21 protein-coding genes are annotated in these 17,539 nt (G+C 41.5%); 8 read left to right on the top strand and 13 right to left on the bottom strand.

Annotation, left to right across the window (positions count from 1 at the left end):
- Window positions 1–101: 101 nt before the first annotated feature.
- Window positions 102–635 carry an ester cyclase gene (locus tag ACXAH9_RS13790; RefSeq protein WP_474895437.1) on the top strand — a complete coding sequence of 178 codons (534 nt, stop codon included), beginning with the start codon at window positions 102–104 and terminating at the stop codon, window positions 633–635.
- A gap of 79 nt (window positions 636–714) precedes the next feature.
- Here ACXAH9_RS13790 and ACXAH9_RS13785 read toward each other — a convergent pair whose 3' ends face one another.
- The 6 genes from ACXAH9_RS13785 to ACXAH9_RS13760 form a co-directional block, all read right to left on the bottom strand.
- Window positions 715–1,758 carry a saccharopine dehydrogenase family protein gene (locus tag ACXAH9_RS13785; RefSeq protein ID WP_474895436.1) on the bottom strand — a complete coding sequence of 348 codons (1,044 nt, stop codon included), beginning with the start codon at window positions 1,756–1,758 and terminating at the stop codon, window positions 715–717.
- Window positions 1,759–1,789: 31 nt separating this feature from the next.
- Window positions 1,790–2,500 carry a cell division ATP-binding protein FtsE gene (locus ACXAH9_RS13780; protein ID WP_474895435.1) on the bottom strand — a complete coding sequence of 237 codons (711 nt, stop codon included), beginning with the start codon at window positions 2,498–2,500 and terminating at the stop codon, window positions 1,790–1,792.
- A 9-nt stretch (window positions 2,501–2,509) separates the two neighbouring features.
- Window positions 2,510–2,713, bottom strand: a complete 204-nt coding sequence (locus ACXAH9_RS13775) for a fructose-6-phosphate aldolase (RefSeq protein ID WP_474895434.1) — start codon at window positions 2,711–2,713, stop codon at window positions 2,510–2,512.
- Window positions 2,714–2,764: 51 nt separating this feature from the next.
- Complete coding sequence (gene fsa, locus ACXAH9_RS13770; RefSeq protein ID WP_474895433.1) at window positions 2,765–3,421, bottom strand: fructose-6-phosphate aldolase; 657 nt, start codon at window positions 3,419–3,421, stop codon at window positions 2,765–2,767.
- 171 nt (window positions 3,422–3,592) lie between these two features.
- Window positions 3,593–3,742 carry a hypothetical protein gene (locus ACXAH9_RS13765; protein ID WP_474895432.1) on the bottom strand — a complete coding sequence of 50 codons (150 nt, stop codon included), beginning with the start codon at window positions 3,740–3,742 and terminating at the stop codon, window positions 3,593–3,595.
- A 67-nt stretch (window positions 3,743–3,809) separates the two neighbouring features.
- Window positions 3,810–4,451, bottom strand: a complete 642-nt coding sequence (locus tag ACXAH9_RS13760) for an NUDIX hydrolase (protein WP_474895431.1) — start codon at window positions 4,449–4,451, stop codon at window positions 3,810–3,812.
- Between the two features lie 74 nt (window positions 4,452–4,525).
- Here ACXAH9_RS13760 and ACXAH9_RS13755 point away from each other — a divergent pair, with 74 nt between their 5' ends.
- Window positions 4,526–5,239: a hypothetical protein gene (locus tag ACXAH9_RS13755; protein WP_349563030.1), complete on the top strand. Its 714-nt coding sequence runs from the start codon at window positions 4,526–4,528 to the stop codon at window positions 5,237–5,239.
- Here ACXAH9_RS13755 and ACXAH9_RS13750 read toward each other — a convergent pair.
- The 7 genes from ACXAH9_RS13750 to ACXAH9_RS13720 form a co-directional block, all read right to left on the bottom strand.
- Entirely contained in the window at window positions 5,224–6,237 is a 1,014-nt protein-coding gene (locus ACXAH9_RS13750) for a tetratricopeptide repeat protein (RefSeq protein WP_474895430.1), read from the bottom strand. The two genes, ACXAH9_RS13755 and ACXAH9_RS13750, sit on opposite strands and share 16 nt — an antisense overlap.
- Window positions 6,238–6,299: 62 nt before the next feature.
- Window positions 6,300–7,046 carry a head GIN domain-containing protein gene (locus tag ACXAH9_RS13745; protein WP_474895429.1) on the bottom strand — a complete coding sequence of 249 codons (747 nt, stop codon included), beginning with the start codon at window positions 7,044–7,046 and terminating at the stop codon, window positions 6,300–6,302.
- 81 nt (window positions 7,047–7,127) lie between these two features.
- Window positions 7,128–7,658, bottom strand: a complete 531-nt coding sequence (locus tag ACXAH9_RS13740) for a thioredoxin family protein (RefSeq protein ID WP_474895428.1) — start codon at window positions 7,656–7,658, stop codon at window positions 7,128–7,130.
- Window positions 7,659–7,721: 63 nt separating this feature from the next.
- Window positions 7,722–8,621 (bottom strand): DUF4340 domain-containing protein, encoded by a 900-nt coding sequence (locus ACXAH9_RS13735; protein WP_474895427.1) that lies wholly within the window; start codon window positions 8,619–8,621, stop codon window positions 7,722–7,724.
- Window positions 8,622–8,639: 18 nt separating this feature from the next.
- Window positions 8,640–10,151 carry a GldG family protein gene (locus ACXAH9_RS13730; RefSeq protein WP_474895426.1) on the bottom strand — a complete coding sequence of 504 codons (1,512 nt, stop codon included), beginning with the start codon at window positions 10,149–10,151 and terminating at the stop codon, window positions 8,640–8,642.
- 1 nt (window position 10,152) lies between these two features.
- Window positions 10,153–10,875 (bottom strand): ABC transporter permease subunit, encoded by a 723-nt coding sequence (locus ACXAH9_RS13725; protein WP_474895425.1) that lies wholly within the window; start codon window positions 10,873–10,875, stop codon window positions 10,153–10,155.
- A gap of 3 nt (window positions 10,876–10,878) precedes the next feature.
- Complete coding sequence (locus tag ACXAH9_RS13720) at window positions 10,879–11,802, bottom strand: ATP-binding cassette domain-containing protein (protein WP_474895424.1); 924 nt, start codon at window positions 11,800–11,802, stop codon at window positions 10,879–10,881.
- A 99-nt stretch (window positions 11,803–11,901) separates the two neighbouring features.
- Between ACXAH9_RS13720 and ACXAH9_RS13715 the strand changes: the two genes are divergently transcribed.
- The 6 genes from ACXAH9_RS13715 to ACXAH9_RS13690 all read left to right on the top strand — a co-directional run bounded on the left by ACXAH9_RS13715 (window position 11,902) and on the right by ACXAH9_RS13690 (window position 17,515).
- On the top strand, window positions 11,902–12,402 hold the full coding sequence (locus ACXAH9_RS13715) for a metallophosphoesterase family protein (protein WP_474895423.1): 501 nt from the start codon (window positions 11,902–11,904) through the stop codon (window positions 12,400–12,402).
- A 117-nt stretch (window positions 12,403–12,519) separates the two neighbouring features.
- Window positions 12,520–12,861, top strand: a complete 342-nt coding sequence (locus tag ACXAH9_RS13710) for a PadR family transcriptional regulator (RefSeq protein WP_474895422.1) — start codon at window positions 12,520–12,522, stop codon at window positions 12,859–12,861.
- Window positions 12,858–15,455, top strand: coding sequence for an ABC transporter permease (locus tag ACXAH9_RS13705; protein ID WP_474895421.1), 2,598 nt, complete (start codon window positions 12,858–12,860; stop codon window positions 15,453–15,455). Before ACXAH9_RS13710 ends, ACXAH9_RS13705 begins: the two co-directional genes overlap by 4 nt.
- Window positions 15,456–15,502: 47 nt before the next feature.
- Window positions 15,503–16,102, top strand: coding sequence for a dioxygenase family protein (locus ACXAH9_RS13700; RefSeq protein WP_474895420.1), 600 nt, complete (start codon window positions 15,503–15,505; stop codon window positions 16,100–16,102).
- Window positions 16,103–16,205: 103 nt separating this feature from the next.
- Window positions 16,206–17,078, top strand: a complete 873-nt coding sequence (gene ppk2, locus ACXAH9_RS13695; RefSeq protein ID WP_474895419.1) for a polyphosphate kinase 2 — start codon at window positions 16,206–16,208, stop codon at window positions 17,076–17,078.
- A gap of 17 nt (window positions 17,079–17,095) precedes the next feature.
- On the top strand, window positions 17,096–17,515 hold the full coding sequence (locus ACXAH9_RS13690; RefSeq protein ID WP_474895418.1) for a CBS domain-containing protein: 420 nt from the start codon (window positions 17,096–17,098) through the stop codon (window positions 17,513–17,515).
- The last annotated feature ends 24 nt before the right edge of the window (window positions 17,516–17,539 follow it).

The raw sequence follows: 17,539 nt of genomic DNA, 5'->3' as shown, positions 1-17,539 counted from the left end.
CCCCTTTTGATCATCCCACACCCTCCATTTGACCACTCACACCATTTGGGTCTGAAAGAGATAGAGATAAGGGTAGTTTTAACCCACAATTCAATCTAACCATGAAAAAACTGTTTGCTACTTCCTTCTTATTATCACTGTTCTTTTCAGCTTGCTCTCCTTCCTCAGGAACCAGCACCAAGTCCGACGAGGAAATAAACAAGGAAATCGTTTTGACCTTCTTCAATGCAATGTGGAACATGCAAAATCTGGACACCCTCGATCACCTGATTGTGCCTGAATACATAGACTATGCCCCTTCTACAAATTTTCAGGGAAAGAATTACACTCCGGAAACCATGCGAGTAGGGCGCCAGCGATTTGCACAAATGATGCCTGACCTCAGATATGAGATTGATGCAGTGATTGCCGAAGGAAATGATGTCGTTCTGTTCACCACAGGAAAATTCACACATAGTAATCCAACATTTACCCGCCTGGGGTTAGCACAGCCAACATATAAAGAAGTGACTTACAAAACCGTGTTTAGGTATACGGTTGAAAATGGCAAAATTGTCAGGGGGTTCGACTTACATGACATGTACAATCGATGTATACAAATGGGTGTAATTGATACTGCAGGAGGCAAGCTCTAGGTTAAACATTTTGAATTGTCTTCTCATATTAAATCCCTCTTCGGAGGGATTTTATTTTGCTAGTAGTGAAAGGTAAATACTAGATAAATGAGCATCCTTCAACCTCAAGTATCAAGCCTTCCCCGTATGCAGTGGATGGAGTCTGAAATCCGGGTTTAAAATCTCCTTCCAATATTTTTTTTGCAATTAAAACGGAGGTCAGTGCCGTTAATGTATATCCATTTGGTGTTTTCAGCCGAGCTTCGATGGACTTGCTTCCATTACTCACCTGACCCCATAAGTACATTTCAGATTCATTCCGCCTTTTTTCTTTCGGACCATCTGACCGTTTATCCATTTGGCGCATCAGAAAGTTTTTGATGGTACGAGACCTAAGCATGAAAGACAACCTCGCAGCACGTCTCACCTTGGCCAGTTGCTGCTCGTTTGTACCGGAGAAGACCTCAATGTTGGGAATGCCCGTGCTGAAATAGGCAGTTGAGATGTCTCCCCAGGAAATTCCCATAGAGATCTGACTAAAATCACCGTAATCAATCTCCCTGGCAGATTTACCCATCGGTACCCCTTCATAATCTCCATCTCTACGTACCGTTTGAGGCTCACCCAGATTTTCAATCATCGTCTTGGCAGTTCCGCGTGATAATTTTCCTCCTTTGCTTACGAAGGCCAGTTTCAAATCATTCGCAGAAGGTAATTTATTGTGCAGGTGTATAGCCAAACAATCCGATGGAACTACATCAAATCCGGCTCCAGGCAACAGCATGATGCCTTTTTCTTTTGCTTTTACCCCGTACTCTTTGATCAGATCAAAAACCTGAAATTCTCCTGTAATATCAAGGTAGTGGGTATTTGTAGCGAGACAGGCCTGAACCATACTTTTAGCTGTATGAATAAATGGACCTCCACAATGAATAACCACATCACCTCGCTTCAGCCAGTTCTCCAGCTTTCCACGATCATCAACCTCAAAAACATCGTATTCTAATCCATGCTTATTGGCAAAGGTCATTGCCTTTTCTGGATTTCTGCCAGCAATAATAGGTTTGATTCCCTGTTTAAGACACTCTTTTACTATCAATCGGCCCGTGTACCCGTAGGCACCATAGATCAGAAGATTATTCATGGGGTGAAGGTAATCATTAAGGAACTAAGCGCTAGTACCAGCCACTTAATTCGAACTTTTCTTTTGATGAATCAAGAATCCTGCCTTTTTCACATTTGAGGACTCGATGTGGGAATTTTTCAATGAATTTATGATTGTGAGTAGCCATAAGTACGGCCGTTCCGCTGTTATTGATTTCTTCAAATAACTTGAGAATTCCGTCACTTACATCCGGATCAAGATTTCCGGTAGGCTCATCCGCAAATAAGATTTGCGGTTCATTGATCATAGCACGTGCGATCACTACGCGCTGCTGCTCACCGCCGGAAAGCTGATGGGGCATCTTTGCTGAGATGGCTCCAAGCCCTACTCGCATCAGTACTTCAGCGATTCTGTTTTTCATTTTTGCCGGATCTTTCCACCCGGTAGCCTTCATTACAAAGGTTAAATTTTCCGCAACAGAACGATCATAGAACAGCTCAAAATCCTGAAAGATGATTCCTATTTTTCTCCTCAGATAAGGTACTTCCCTGGATTTGATATTATTGATTGGGAAACCAACAACCTCTGCATGACCAAGTCTTAGCGGTAGATCAGCATACAAGGTTTTTAAAAGTGATGACTTTCCGCTCCCTGTTCGCCCAATGAGATAGGTGAATTCACCTTTATCTATGGTGAAGTCTAGCTCACTTAAGACCGTGTGGTCTTCCTGAAATATAGATGCATTTGATACTCGAACAACAGGTTCTTCGGAGAATGACATTTAGCTTACTTATAACTCTAGTTTTTGAAGCTTCCCGTAAGGAAGCTCCTGTATCAGGTGTCTGAGTTCCTCATCCTTACCTTCAAGGCCGAATTTATCCATTCGCTTAAGTGGACGATCAGTCCTAAAATAAGCTACCAGGACAAAATCCTGATCCCTGATCTGTATGTAATCAGGAATTTTTGCTTTTCCTTTCACCTTGATGATGTACATTTCATCTAAATTAAGTAAATCTAACGCTTCCATCATCAACTACGTCTTAACTTATTTGTTTGATTTTTGATAATCAGCAAGAAATTTTTCCAATCCACTATCGGTCAACGGATGTTTCAGTAGTCCGGTTATAACGCTAAGCGGACAAGTGGCCACATCAGCACCTATCTCTGCACACTGAATCAGGTGCATATTATGTCTGATTGACGCAGCTAACACCTCTGTTTCAAATCCATAATTGTCGTAAATCCCTACTATTTGCTCGATCAACGCAAGACCATCCGTACACACATCATCTAAACGACCGATGAATGGAGAAACGTAGCTAGCTCCAGCTTTGGCAGCCAGAATCGCCTGACCAGCATTAAAAATCAAAGTGCAGTTTGTTCGGATACCCTCAGCAGTCAAGGCAGAAATCGCTTTCACCCCATCTTTGATCATCGGGATTTTCACCACGATTTTATCATCAATTTTTGCCAGTTCCCTTCCTTCAGCCACCATTTTTTCAAATTCAGTAGCAATCACCTCTGCACTCACATTATCATTCACAATGTCGCAAATGTCTTTGTAGTGCTTCAATATGTTCGCCTCGCCCGTGATGCCTTCTTTGGCCATCAATGAAGGATTGGTGGTTACACCGTCGAGCACGCCTAAATCCTGCGCCTCTCTGATCTCGTCACGGTTTGCTGTGTCAATGAAAAATTTCATTTAGTTGGGGTTATTGTGAAGGAAAGAAAAAATGGCAAACGAAGCATCGCACCGCTACGACCGCCTACCCTTGCTACCGTCAGGTCCTGGGGGATTCAGCAGGAGCTGGTCGTACCCGTTTGCCGCTGCAAAATTAGTAAATAGATTAGAAGGAAGTAAGGATTATTCCGATTAGTATTCTTCCAGGTGACGATAAAAATCTTCCTCCTCCCCAAGAGGCTCCCTATCTTCTGATTCCACGTCAAAAACTTCACACTCCTCCTCTATCCGATCGTCGAAATCAGAAGTATCGTCCGGATTGTATAAATCTAGCGCTTCCATGGATTAAAGGTACGAGAAGAAGCTCCTAAGGGATGCGTTTGATCGTTAACGTTCAATGATGTTTATGTTATCGAACCGGGTACTCATTCAATATATCTACCAGCTCGCTTAGCATCATCGCAGTAGCTCCCCATACCGTACGGCCTTCCAGATCGAAATATGGACAGATCAACCGATAACCACTACGCACGCTCATTTCCTTTTCCTTTAGTCTGGTAGGGTCAACTAAATGAGTGATGGGAGGAGTGACAATATTATCCACCTCTCTGGGCTCTGGAATGAAAGATGGTTTGTGATTGATTTTACCAATTACCGGTAGTACCTGATAATTGCTGGCAGCAACGAAAAATTCAGATAAACTTCCAATGATCTCAACCTTTTCCCGGTGAATCCCTATTTCCTCCTCACTTTCCCTTAGAGCCGTTTGAAACAGGTCCATATCCTCCTTTTCATGCCTCCCTCCAGGTAAGGCCATTTGTCCACTATGAATGCCTTCATAGCTGGGGCGTTGAATGAGAGGAAAGCGCACACTTCCCTCCTCCTCGTACAACAAAATAAGCACGCCTCCCTTTCGCGGTGGCGTGGAATGCTTCAACCTCAGTGGAGCACCATTAGCCATTTTTGGCTTCATTCTTTGGTGCGCAACGTCTCCCGGCATAGGTTGCTGCACACGCTTCTCCAAGAAACTGGTCAGTTCATCGAAATTCATTTCGTTGCAAATTAAGCATGTCTATTTCATTTCAATTTTCTGCGTAAATTGGTGATCACACCCTAATCACAAAGATGGAAGACATCCCTGGATATGTAGCAGGCACTTTTATTGCAATCGTCATCGCTGTTCTTGGCTTCATTTTTTTTGGAGTCAACTCAGCAACCAATGGCAAAAGAAACTTAACACCATCTTTTGTGATCACGTTTCTTGTTGCCTGGATTTTTGTTGTGAGCGTGCTCGTCTTCGATGGATATTTCACCAATCTTTCAGGTACACCCCGAATTCCCCTAATGGCAGGATTTACCTTCGTGATGATCATACTGGCATTTGCTATCCCACGATCTAAGGCAATGCTTAACAACATTCCAATCACCACTCTGCATTATATCCATATCGTGAGAATTCCTCTGCAGATGGTAATCTGGTGGTTGGCAGTATCTAAGGCAATGCCTATGGATGTGACTTTTGAAGGATCTAACCTGGATATCCTCTCAGGAATATCGGCTCCATTTGCCGCTGTTTTTATGGTTGGGGCGCGAAGTAAAAGTAAATTGGGAGCCATAATATGGAATGTGATCGCACTTGGATTGCTCATTAATTTCATCCAGATGGCCATTTCTTACACCCCGTATTTCTACACACCTAGTCTTTCTAAGGTGTCTAACCTGGCAGTATTCTATTTTCCATATATCCTCATGCCAACCTTTATCATGCCAGTGTTGATATGCAGCCATCTGGTCGCCCTGAATCAACTGATATTCAAAAAGGATCAATCACAATTTTGATCCAGTTTTTGCTGGCTCAATGATTCATTTTGTGCAACACCTTCCCTCCAGCTGTTGCATGCTTTGCTCCTATCACCAAGTTTCATATAGGCATCTCCCAGGTAAGAATATAATTCATCAATGAATTCTCCGGTTTTTATGGCACGCTCAAAAAGGTTTATTGCCTCCTGATATTCGCCTTGTCTCATCTTGTAAATCCCCTTGTTTCTATATGCCCACCCATTTTTTGGATTCAACACAATGCTCCTGTTGATATCTTCGATTGCAGCATCCAAAGAGTCCATTTGTAAAAAGATGTAGCCCCGATTGTTTAGAAAGTAAGGTTCACCCGGCACAATATCCATGGCTCGGTTCACCTCAACCAAGGCGCTTTGGAAATTCCCCTTTTCCAGTTCAATAAGACTCAGTAGACTGAACCCATTGGCATTGTCGGCACTCAACTCCAGCGCATCATTCACAATATTTATTGCTGTATCATATTTTTCTTTGAAATAATAAATGGTAGCAATATTAATGAGCGTTTCGGGATTCAAAGGGTTTAGCTTATCTGCTGTCTGAAAACTTGCCAGTGCCTCATCATACATCTTCATTTTGGTTTGAACCAACCCCTCGTAGAAATAAACAAAAGCAGAATCATTAGTCAGTGTATGAATTGTTTCAACATCCTTTAGTGCATTCTTATATTGACCAATCTCTTCATACGCATAGGCACGATTAAACAAAGCATCGAGGTAATCAGGATCTATCTGAATGGCCTGATTGTAATCCAAAATTGCTTCGTACGGATGATCAGATTCGATGCGGGCTACTCCGCGGTTATTTAAAGCCGGAGCGTAATCGGGTGTTTCTTTTAATGATTGATTGTAAAATTCTATTGCCTGCTCATAAAAGCCATCGCTAAGGGCTTTATTACCCATGTTAAAAAAACGTTGTGTTCGCTCTTCTGAAGATTCACAAGCGAAAAGTAAAACGGAAAGAAGTATTAAGAATTTTCTCATGTATGCATAACAAAAAAGCCTGCACAAATGTATGCAGGCTTGAAAGTGTTTTTTAATGAGTATCAAGATTTCTTGATGGAGCCTCCACTGCTTGAGCTGGCATCCAGGTATTTAGGTGACCCTTTATATCGGACAGAGCCACCACTGCTGGCACGGGCGTCCAGTTTTTTGCTAACATTTAGCTTAATTCCTCCTCCACTGCTGGCGCTAACGTCTGCTTCTTCACTTTCCAGATCATATCCATCATAATCACCTGAGCTGCTTACTTCAACGTCCTGCATCTTCGCCACACCAGAAACTTGTACATCTCCAGCGCTGGATACATCTGCTTCAATTTCATTGCATGATACCTTCAACCTGGCATCTCCGGCACTCGATGCATCCACCGTCAACTCATCTGCATTCTCAATGGTTGCATCGATATCACCGGCACTGCTTACATCCACATCAAAATCATCTCCTCCTGCATCAATGGTGCCTTCGGATGAAAGTGAAGAAGCAGAAGATGATGAGATGGCTCGGATAGATTTGTAAGTAACGTAAACTTCCACATCAATATTTCTATGGTTGTTGCCCTCCAGATGAATTTTTAATCTGCCTCCGCTTACGTCTGTAAGTACTTCATCCAGATCATGACTTTCAGAAACGATTCGTGCTTCCTCCTTATTTCCCTGCCTGATGTAAACGTCAATTCCTTCGTGTGCTGAAATTTCAGAAAAAGATGATAAGCTTCTGGTCTCTTCCGATTGAGCAAAAGTGACACCTGCTATCAGAATGCCGAGAATCGTGATTAAGAATGATTTTTTCATGGTCTTTTTATTTAAGAGTTAGGATGAGCTTTGGGCTCGGTATTTACTCTATAGATTCTGAAAAAATCGAAAGGTTGCAGATCAGAGTGAAGATTTGTGATTTTTCTTAAAATCTTCAAAGGCTGTGGTCTTAAAATGGTCGCCTCCTATAAATAGTAAGATCGGCTCCATCTGTTCGGGCTTTAGATATCCGGCGATCGGCTGAATGATTCGCAGCTCCTCATCCATAAATACAGTGGTCGGGTAGCTTAACTTATTCCTGGTCAGTGCTGCAGCCAGTTCATGTACTCCTCTCCTGCCTTGAGCTACAAACTTGAAAGTGTGTCCTCTAAATTCCACCGGCTCTTTTTGCTCCGCATTAAATTTTACCGGATAAAAGTTTTCGTTTATGTAGGATGCAATATCCGCCTGACTATAGGTATTGCGATCCATCACTTTGCACCAGCCACACCAATCGGTGTAAAGGTCAATGAGAAGTTTTTTGGGCTCCTTTTCGTGGAGAGCTATGGCCTCCTCGAAAGTGAGCCAGTTCACCTCAGCTACCTCAGGTTGCTTCCAGCTACCCAGTGAAAGAATCAGTATTGTACTAAAAAGAATTCGTAAAACCTTCATTATCACTTTTAACAAGGCTAAAGCCTCTCTTGGTTCATTTTACGAATTTAATGGATTCCAAAATCATTCAGATGTCGGCTCGAAGATGTTTTTGCCTTTAAAGATTTTGGCAACAACTGTGCTATCATTGACTACCTCATATACATTTTCAGTTGTTTTTACCAGTTTATTCCCATCCTGAAGGTATCCACTTACGGTGATTTCAGGTGCATTATTGAATGCGTAGGTGATGGTATGTGATGGCTCTGATGGCAACACATCATCATAGAATTTTTTACTATTGACATAGCTCAAACCCCTGAGATATTTAACTACTGCTGCACTATCTGCCGGTTGGTCATCTAAATACCATTTTTCTCCTTTAGTCAAAGTAAACGCGCTATCCGGATAGTCAAATGTGATTTGTGTTAACGAGTCACTTTTTAATCTCATGAGCAATCCGTCTCTATAATCAGCTGATTTTTTGCCGACAGATATGCCCATAAAGTCTTTTGCTACATATACATTTTCTTCTTCAAAAGGACGTACAAACGTGTATAAATTCCTTTGTCCTTCCGTTCCAAAACGTCCAATAACCAGATCTGTAGTCAGCTCGTCATTCTCAAAGACCTGCACTCTGGTTCCTGTAGAATCAACAGCATAGTCCTTCCATTTCTCTTCCTTTCTTGCCGCCAATCTTCCTGGTGTAATACCATTCAAATCATTAAGCAGGGATTTAACCGAACTCTTTTTAGCAGTCTTGTAATCACCATTTTCAAGCGAAACTTCCCAACCATTCTCAGATTCACGCAGTTCCACTTCCCCATCAGGAGAGGTAATCTGAATCCGGGTAACTTTCGCTGTGTCAATTGCTACTAGATCACCTGAGAGCACCTCACTTTTTCCGGACTTTTTTGTGAGTTGAACAACTGCCAAAGTAAGAACCAAAAGAGCTAGTATGATTAACAGATTCCTGGTTTTCATCTGACTTAATTGATTATTTTATTCAAAATTTCCTTGCATCCACTTCTGTTTTTTACGCTGGTTATGCATTTTTCTGATAAATGCGTAAATCAGCAACAGTACAATTGGGGCAAACACATTCCCATATTTAAGCACGTTCTTTTTGCCGTCATCAATACTTTCCAGCGGGCGAGAAGTAATTCCTTTGGTTCTTAGCACTATTAGCCCCGTATCATCAGCTAGCCAGTCTACGGCATTGGAAGCAAAATTGACATGATCAGGCTGTACCTGCCGAACCTGCTGTCCTTCCCCATTTACATAAAAATCACCGTTTCCAACAACCACCATCTTACCAAATCCATTGATCCCTTCTGCAGCTACCGCCAGCGATTGTACTCCCATATCAAAATCGCCTTGACTCCATTTTCTTTGAATGTCCACAAATGATGGGGCAGGTTCAATACCTGAATTCGGCGAGGTTGAAGCAATCGTTGTGATACTTATAGTAGAATCCTCTGCAATTGGAACAACACTGGAAGTGAAGGTGAAAGTAAGCTCATCCAGGCCCCTGGTCATCGGGTGGTCAGCAAAATTAGAGACCCGTGGAAAGTATGGGAATTCCTTTTGACTGTTAATCGTAAAGTACCCCTGGCGCTGAGTAACTGTGATAGAAGCACATTCCGCATCAAGCACAAAGTTGCTACCAATCTTAATTCCTTTATCTTCTAACCAACCTACCAATCCAATATCTGGAGAAGTAGTAAGCCTTCCCTGCTGAAGATCTCCTTGCACATTGGAATACGATACGAAAATGTTTCCTCCATTACTTAAATAGTTATCCAGTTTGTCAAAATGTGTTTGAGGAATCGTATCCGAAGGGGCGGCAATGATCAATGCCCGATAATAGGATGGAATATCCTCAGTTTCAGAAATTGTATAGGTTTCCACATCATACAGTACATTTAACTGCTGCCGCAACTGTGGAATAGCCGAAAGAGATACTTCGTCATGTCCCTGCAGCAATGCAACCTTAGGTTTATCTGCTATCGATAGTTTTTTAATAGAAGTAGTCAATTCATATTCCATTGCTGCCCCGGGCTGTATTAGCGGAATGATTTCCTTTTGATCATCCAATTGCAATACAGCACCCATATACGCTCGCATCTGCTCTACCCGATCATTTTCACGCACATTGATCATAATAGGTCCAATACCTTTTTGCTGCACTTCCTGCTCTTTAGTCTGGTCTTCATTCGGATTCACAAATTCATAAACCACATTACCGCCGGACCGCTGCTCATACTCAATCAGCATATCTTCGAAATCCTTGCGGTTATTTAAGAGCTGAGGCGGAAGATTTTCAGAAAAGTAAGCGGTGACCGTAATCACGTCATCCAACTCCTCCAGCACATCTTTGGAAGCGTCACTAAGCGTGTAACGCTTATCTTCAGTAAAGTCCAATCGAAAATACAACTGATTGGAAAGGATATTGCCGATGATTATAATGGCTATTATTACTAGTAATTGAATGATGATGGTTTGCTTCTTCATCTTACTTCCAATTTCTTTTTGACAACATGATTTGCGTAGCTAACAAACCAACAAGGATCAGCGAAACAAAATAGATAATATCACGACTATCAATGACTCCCCTACTCAGAGAATCCACATGTGTACGTATACTTAGGTAGCTGAATAGCTCGCCCACAAAGCCAGTGCCGCCTGAGCCGATGACATCAAATAGCATGTGAAAAAAGATGCCGATAAACAGTGCAATCAAAAATGCAACGATCTGATTTTGGGTCAGGCTACTCGCAAATAGTCCTATACCAATGTAGCTGGCAGAAAGTAGCAGCATTGCTAAATATCCTCCCAAAACAGCACCATCATCTACATTTCCAAGTTGGCTGATGGTTATATAATATGGAACAGTGCAAAGCAACGCTATTCCCACAAGGATGAGGCAAGCGAAAAACTTTCCTAAGACAATTTGATTGTCCGAAATGGCTTTTGTAATCAACAGCTCGATGGTACCAGACTTATTTTCTTCAGCGATCATCCGCATGGTGATAGCTGGTATGAAGAAAAACAACGACCAGTATGCTACATCGTAAAACACATCCAGATTGGCCTGACCCAGCATGAAAATATTGGTTCCAAAAAGCCATGTGAATGATCCGCTAAGCCCCAGAAAAAGGATGATCATCACATAGGCTATCAGCGAATCGAAAAAAGCAGCAAGCTCTCGTTTTGTTATTATCCAAACTTTGCTCATCTCCTAATTGGTTAAGTTTCTAAATACATCCTCAAGTCTTGTCTCTATTCCTGTCATCTCCAGCAAATACCACTTTTTATCCACACATAGATCAAACACTTCTTTTCGGGAAGAAGCATCAGGCTTGCTTTGTACAGTAAACCAATTTTCTTTTCCTTCAATGGCTGATACCGTCTCAACTGTTTTTAATCCTAACAGTGCTTTCTGAATGTCTCCTTTGGATGCTTCGATTTGTACGGTTAGCAATTCCTGACCCTGAGCTTGATGACGCAGCGTTTCTGCTGTGCCATCTGCAACAATTCTACCTTTGTTGATAATGAGAATGCGATCGCAGGTGGCTTCTACTTCTGATAGAATATGCGAACTCAGAATTACAGTCTTTTCCTTTCCAAGTTCTTTGATCAATTTTCGAATCTCAACAATCTGGTTAGGATCAAGTCCGGTTGTTGGCTCATCCAGAATGAGTACTTCCGGGTCATGGATCATTGCCTGAGCCAGGCCCACTCTTTGCCGGTATCCTTTTGAAAGCTCCTGAATGTTTTTGTGCTTTTCCGCATCGAGTCCACACTTCTCTATCATTTCACCTATCCGCGTAGGTATCTCCGATTTGCTCACACCCTGGATTTCAGCACTAAATCGCAAATAATCCACAATTGGCATATCCAGATACAATGGATTATTCTCCGGCAGGTAACCGATTTTCCGTTTGACCAATTCTGGATCAGAAAGAATAGACGCTCCCTCGACAGTGACATCTCCAACAGTTGGAGCCATAAAGCAGGTGATCATTTTCATGGTCGTGCTTTTTCCAGCACCATTTGGTCCAAGAAAGCCTACCACCTCACCTGTATTGATCTCAAATGAGATATCATTTACTGCTTTCTGAACGCCGTATTTTTTTGTGAGATTCTCTACTACAATCGCCATATTTGCTAGCTTTCAAAAATCGTTGGCAAGTATAAAAATCGTCGAAAAAAAGTTCAATATCGTACTCACTGAACGCTGTTAAAATTTGTTAATGACTACATGAAAATTGGGTTGATTTCTGATACGCACGGTTACCTTGATCCCAAAGTCTTTAAATACTTTGAACAAGTAGACGAAATCTGGCATGCAGGTGATATTGGAACAATCGAAGTGCTGGAAGAGCTTCAGACTTTTAAACCAACCATCGCAGTTTGGGGGAATATTGATGGTGGCAAATTACGACAGGAATGTAAGGAGGGTGAGATTTTTGAACGGGAGGGTGTTAGAGTTCTTATCACGCATATAGCTGGCAAACCGCCAAAATATAACTCCAAAGTGCTGGGGTATGTGAAGCAGTATAAACCCAAACTGCTGGTGTGTGGACACTCACATATTTTAAAAGTGATGCCAGATAAAACCAACAACCTACTCTTTATGAATCCGGGAGCGGCGGGAAAGCATGGGTTTCATAAGGTAAAAACATTGCTGCGTTTCGACCTTGAAGATGGGGAAATCAAAAATCTGGAGGTGGTAGAGATGGGGCCAAGAGCGAGAGCTTAAAATTTAGTTGAGCGAAAAATGCAACCTTTCTCTTTTTCAACTGTATTTCATTTACAATCATGAAAGAAACAATTTTAGTCTATTTTCGTATTTAATTGACAATTATGAAATAAATCTATGAAAACTGATTCTTATCAACTTGGAGAACTGGAAGAGCTGGTCCTCATGATCGTGGCTATTCTTAGCGAAGAAGCGTATGGAGTGAAAGTAATGGATGAAATCTTGCGTCAAACCGGAAGGAAAGTCAATATCAGTGCAGTCCATACCGTACTGGATCGATTGGAGAAAAAAGAGTTTGTTTCCTCCTACATGGGTGGGGCCAGTGCTGAAAGAGGTGGAAGAAGGAAACGACTATTTCGAGTGACCGCAGAAGGCAGTAAAGCTATTGAGTTTGTCCACCGAACAAGAAATGCACTGTATCAACAAATTCCGAAAACCAGTCTTGGATTTACCCAATGAAAGAAAAAACTCCACCAAAATGGGCGTTACGATTCCTTCGTTTATTCTGCAAGGATCACTACCTCGAGCAAATCGAGGGAGATCTGTTGGAGCTCTTTGAACGGAACCATTCACGCAGAAGGTTTGCATGGAATACCATCCGATTTTTTCGGTGGAGGTATTTAAAAGGACTGGATGATTATGAACAATTAACCGCACTTGCTATGATAAAAAACCATCTCAAAGTAGCACTAAGAACCCTATCAAGGCAAAAATCTTATTCAGCCATTAATATTATAGGGCTGGCAGTTGGGCTTGCTTCCTGCATGCTAATCACCATTTATGTTCAGCATGAAAAAAGTTACGATCGATTCTATCCTGATGTGGAACACATGTACCGGGTAGCCAATGGTGAAAATGGGCCCTGGACTCCCCCACTACTGGCTGAAACAATGATGCTGGAAATCGCTGAAGTTGAAGTTTCTACACGTGTAGCGGGGTTATGGGAGTCTCTTTTTCAAATCGATGATCGAAGCTTCATCCAAAAAGGATCGGCGTATGCAGATCCCAATATGTTTAAAGTCTTTGAGACCACTTTCCTAAAAGGTGATCCGGAAAATGCGCTTGCTGAACCCAATTCCATTGTATTGACAGAATCTCTGGCAAAGAAGTGCTTTCCTGATTCAGAGGCTTATGGTAAAACAATCGTTGTTGATGAGACTAACATGAAGGTTACTGGAGTGGTGGTTGACCCGCCAAAGAACACCCATTTTCCCTATCAATACGTGATTTCAGAAGTTGAGCCTTACCATTCCAATTGGACCGGAAACAGTGTCTGGACCTATGCCAAAATCAATGAAAACACGAATGTGGTTTACGTGAATGATCGCTTAAGACAACTCTATAAAAAGTATGCCGGACCAGAAACCCTAAAATGGAGTGGCCATTCTTCTTTTGAGGAATTGGAAGCGGAGTACCCTGATCGACTATTCGGGTACACATTACATCCAATCACGGATATTCATCTGCACAATCCAAGATTCTCGATGAACAATGGCGGTGATTACAAAAACGTTATCGTATTCTCTATGATTGCCATTTTTATATTGCTTATTGCATGTGTCAACTACATAAACATGGCAACTGCCCGATCAGCTTTACGATCGAAGGAAGTTGGTGTAAGAAAGGCACTTGGTTCTTATAGAAAAAATATCGCTTCTCAATTCCTGATAGAATCCATGCTTATTACCTCTATCTCTGTGGTTTTGGCATTGATTATTTCTGTTGCTTCGATCGATTTATTCAATCAGCTTACCGGCCGTGAGTTTACTCCCGAAGATCTATTTGCTCCGTTGAATTTATTAAATATGCTGGCGCTTCTGCTGATTGCAGGATTGCTTGCCGGATCTTATCCTGCCTATATCATGTCAGGTTTTTCTCCATTAAAAGCCTTAAGGGGACAAAAACAACAGGCGGGCAAGCGAGGACTTAGAAGTGGACTGGTAGCTTTTCAGTTTGCCATATCTGCTTTCCTTGTTGCAGCTACAGTTGTTATTTATAAACAGGTTCAGCATATGCAGACGCATGATTTAGGGCTTAATATCGATCAGACCCTTGTAATTAATGGTGGAAGAGTTTTAGGAGATAAATATGAAGTCTTTAAAACCGAATTGGAATCGCTACCAGGAATAGAGGTAGTCGGTAAATCATCCAATGTGCCTTTCCATGGATTTGGAGACTGGTCCTATAATATACCAACAGAAGACAACCGATCTGTAGGACCTTATAACATCTTTACTTCTCACGAAATACTGGATGTACTGGATTTAGAAATAGTGAAAGGTCGGTTTTTTACTGATAATATGTCTGATACCTCTTCAGTGATTATTAATGAATCACTGGCAAAAGAACTTGGGTGGGATGACCCTATCGGAAAAAAGGTCTCGCGTCAGAGTGTATTGGATTTTACGATCGTGGGAGTTGTAAAGAATTTCAATTTCACGTCGTTAAAACATGAAATCGGCTCCATGATTTTTCGTTACGGAGGTGGGCCTTCACAAGAAATTGGTGAACACCATCAAGCCTATGTTTTAGCAAAAGTTTCCTCCAAGGATATTTTGAGTACCATCAATGAGATTGAAAAAATCTGGAACGATCATGCCCGTGATTATCCACTCGACGCTTTCTTCCTGGATGATTCCTTCCAAAAACATTATGAAGCAGAAAGAAAGTTTGGCGGGGTATTTACTACTTTCTCCCTATTGGCCATACTCATTGCATTTTTAGGCTTGTTTGCATTGACAACTTTTGTCCTTCAAAAGCGATTCAAAGAAATTGCCGTCAGAAAAGTGCTGGGCGCCAGTGTGCAATCACTCCTCGGGATGATGATCAAAGACTTTACCCGTTTGGTGATCATTGGAGGAGTGGTAGGAATTGGTGTAGCTTTTTATTGGCTGAATGAGTGGCTTGAAGGTTATAGCTATCGAATAGAACTAAGTTGGTATCTGTTACTACTGCCCATCATTCTAATACTTGCACTAACATGGGTGGTAGTTAGTGCCAAATCGTATCGTGCAGCTGTGTCTAATCCGGCTAATGCGCTAAAAGAAGAGTAGGTTACAATTTTTTATATCCATATGCTCTTCATTCCGTAAAAGGGAAGATGAAATATTCATTTATTGTTTTGATAATACTACTGAGCTGTAGCTCTACAGCTCAGGTAGGTGGACCTTGCGAAGGATGTGAAGCAGCCTTAGAATATGATCCGAAAACCATCAATAATACAGACACAGTTCCCGGATACGAGGAAAATGACCCAAAACTCAGGATCAGTGGTACCGTCTATCAACAAGATGGAAAAACACCTGCAGGTGATGTGATTCTATATATTTATCAAACAAATAGAAAAGGATTATATGCTTCTACCAAAAACGCTTCGGGCTGGGCCAGAAGGCATGGAATACATCGGGGTTGGGTCCAAACCAATGCTGATGGTCAATATACATTCTATACATTTAGGCCTGCATCATATCCCAACAGATCAGAACCTGAGCATATTCATTTGACTGTAAAAGAACCGAATAAGAATCCCTACTACCTGGATAGCTATCTCTTTGATGATGATCCCTTACTAACAGAAACAGAACGAAATCAATTGGAGCATCGAGGAGGCTCAGGTATCCTAAAATTGCCTAAGCAAATTAATGGATTAATCACGGTCAAGAGAGACATCTACCTGGGCCTAAATATTCCTAATTATTAAAGGAATTACCAACAATTGACATTTATCATGAAATAGTCTGACCATCCTCCTACTGCACTAAAACCCGCCAATCTACCTTGAGCTCGAATCAAGAAGAATAAGGATGGAAGGAGGAAACAACAATAAGCAACTTAATCTCACCAAAGAAGATCTGGCATTGATCAACTCAAAGGAGGGGATTCAAAAAATTCTCAGGGAGAAAAATCATGATATCGAAAAGTTGATGTTTGGTTTGAACTACCAAAATGAACTTCGATTATTACAAATCGAGCTCGTAAAACTTCAACGGGATATTAATCTGAATAAACGACGTGTAGCTATCATTTTTGAGGGGAGAGATGCGGCTGGTAAAGGGGGAAATATTCGCCGATTTACCGAGCATTTAAACCCAAGAGCCACACGGGTGGTAGCGTTAAATAAGCCCACAGAGAGAGAGAAGGGTCAATGGTATTTTCAGCGATATGTAAACACACTTCCCAACCCTGGAGAGATCATATTTTACGATAGAAGTTGGTACAACCGAGCGGTAATAGAACCGGTTCTGGGATTCTGTACTGAAAAAGAATACAAGCAATTTCTCCTTCAGGTGCCTGAATTTGAGCACATGCTGTATGAAGATGGCATTGAGATCATAAAATTCTGGCTGACCATCTCCAGAAAAGAGCAAAAAAAGAGGTTGAAATCGAGAAAGAAGGATCCACTAAAACAGTGGAAGCTAAGTCCTATTGACCAACTAGCTCAAGAGAAGTATGACCTGTTCACACAATACAAACACGAGATGTTTTCCCGTACACATATGTCGTTTAGCCCATGGATCATCATTGAGGCAAATAATAAAAAGAAGGCTCGGTTAGAGACCATCAGATATGTATTGAACCATTTGGATTATGAGGGGAAAGACGAAGCGAACATTTCATTAAATCCTGATCCTGAAGTAGCGATGCGCTACCATCGGGCATCAATTACAAGTGACTAATTATAAATAACAGAATCATGAAAAAGAGAGAAAAAGTATCCAACGTAATGACGAAGGAAGTACTAACAATAAATGTCAACAATTCATTGAAAGAAGCTAATGCGCTATTTAGAAAAAATAATATCAGGCATATCCCTGTAGTTTCCGGTGAAAACCTGATTGGCATACTTAGTAAGACAGATATCCTTCGCATCAGTTTTGGCAATACTTTCGGCGATGAGCAATCCGGCTCAGATGAAGCCATCTTCGATATGCTATCCATCAACCAGGTAATGAAACATAGTCCCGAGACAGTGAAATCAGAAGACACATTAAAGCACGCAGCGGAAATACTAGCTGAAAGGGAATTTCATGCCCTACCCGTAGTTGATGGTGAAAAGCTGGTTGGTATCATTACTACCACCGATATAATCAGGTATTTTTTAGAACAATATTAACAATCTGGATACCACCTGTAATGA

It is taken from the genome of Ekhidna sp. ABH4_415 (assembly GCF_056161305.1).
This window is presented reverse-complemented; position numbering and strand designations above follow the sequence as displayed.

Coding starts and splice junctions, on each gene's coding strand:
- ACXAH9_RS13745 (WP_474895429.1), bottom strand. CDS start 7,046: ATGAAAAAATCATTCTTAATCACGATTCTCGGCATTCTGATAGCAGGT.
- ACXAH9_RS13715 (WP_474895423.1), top strand. CDS start 11,902: ATGAAAATTGGGTTGATTTCTGATACGCACGGTTACCTTGATCCCAAA.
- ACXAH9_RS13725 (WP_474895425.1), bottom strand. CDS start 10,875: ATGAGCAAAGTTTGGATAATAACAAAACGAGAGCTTGCTGCTTTTTTC.
- ACXAH9_RS13785 (WP_474895436.1), bottom strand. CDS start 1,758: ATGAATAATCTTCTGATCTATGGTGCCTACGGGTACACGGGCCGATTG.
- fsa (WP_474895433.1), bottom strand. CDS start 3,421: ATGAAATTTTTCATTGACACAGCAAACCGTGACGAGATCAGAGAGGCG.
- ACXAH9_RS13755 (WP_349563030.1), top strand. CDS start 4,526: ATGGAAGACATCCCTGGATATGTAGCAGGCACTTTTATTGCAATCGTC.
- ACXAH9_RS13775 (WP_474895434.1), bottom strand. CDS start 2,713: ATGTACATCATCAAGGTGAAAGGAAAAGCAAAAATTCCTGATTACATA.
- ACXAH9_RS13735 (WP_474895427.1), bottom strand. CDS start 8,621: ATGAAAACCAGGAATCTGTTAATCATACTAGCTCTTTTGGTTCTTACT.
- ACXAH9_RS13700 (WP_474895420.1), top strand. CDS start 15,503: ATGAAATATTCATTTATTGTTTTGATAATACTACTGAGCTGTAGCTCT.
- ACXAH9_RS13780 (WP_474895435.1), bottom strand. CDS start 2,500: ATGTCATTCTCCGAAGAACCTGTTGTTCGAGTATCAAATGCATCTATA.
- ppk2 (WP_474895419.1), top strand. CDS start 16,206: ATGGAAGGAGGAAACAACAATAAGCAACTTAATCTCACCAAAGAAGAT.
- ACXAH9_RS13690 (WP_474895418.1), top strand. CDS start 17,096: ATGAAAAAGAGAGAAAAAGTATCCAACGTAATGACGAAGGAAGTACTA.
- ACXAH9_RS13730 (WP_474895426.1), bottom strand. CDS start 10,151: ATGAAGAAGCAAACCATCATCATTCAATTACTAGTAATAATAGCCATT.
- ACXAH9_RS13720 (WP_474895424.1), bottom strand. CDS start 11,802: ATGGCGATTGTAGTAGAGAATCTCACAAAAAAATACGGCGTTCAGAAA.
- ACXAH9_RS13760 (WP_474895431.1), bottom strand. CDS start 4,451: ATGAATTTCGATGAACTGACCAGTTTCTTGGAGAAGCGTGTGCAGCAA.
- ACXAH9_RS13740 (WP_474895428.1), bottom strand. CDS start 7,658: ATGAAGGTTTTACGAATTCTTTTTAGTACAATACTGATTCTTTCACTG.
- ACXAH9_RS13765 (WP_474895432.1), bottom strand. CDS start 3,742: ATGGAAGCGCTAGATTTATACAATCCGGACGATACTTCTGATTTCGAC.
- ACXAH9_RS13705 (WP_474895421.1), top strand. CDS start 12,858: ATGAAAGAAAAAACTCCACCAAAATGGGCGTTACGATTCCTTCGTTTA.
- ACXAH9_RS13710 (WP_474895422.1), top strand. CDS start 12,520: ATGAAAACTGATTCTTATCAACTTGGAGAACTGGAAGAGCTGGTCCTC.
- ACXAH9_RS13750 (WP_474895430.1), bottom strand. CDS start 6,237: ATGAGAAAATTCTTAATACTTCTTTCCGTTTTACTTTTCGCTTGTGAA.
- ACXAH9_RS13790 (WP_474895437.1), top strand. CDS start 102: ATGAAAAAACTGTTTGCTACTTCCTTCTTATTATCACTGTTCTTTTCA.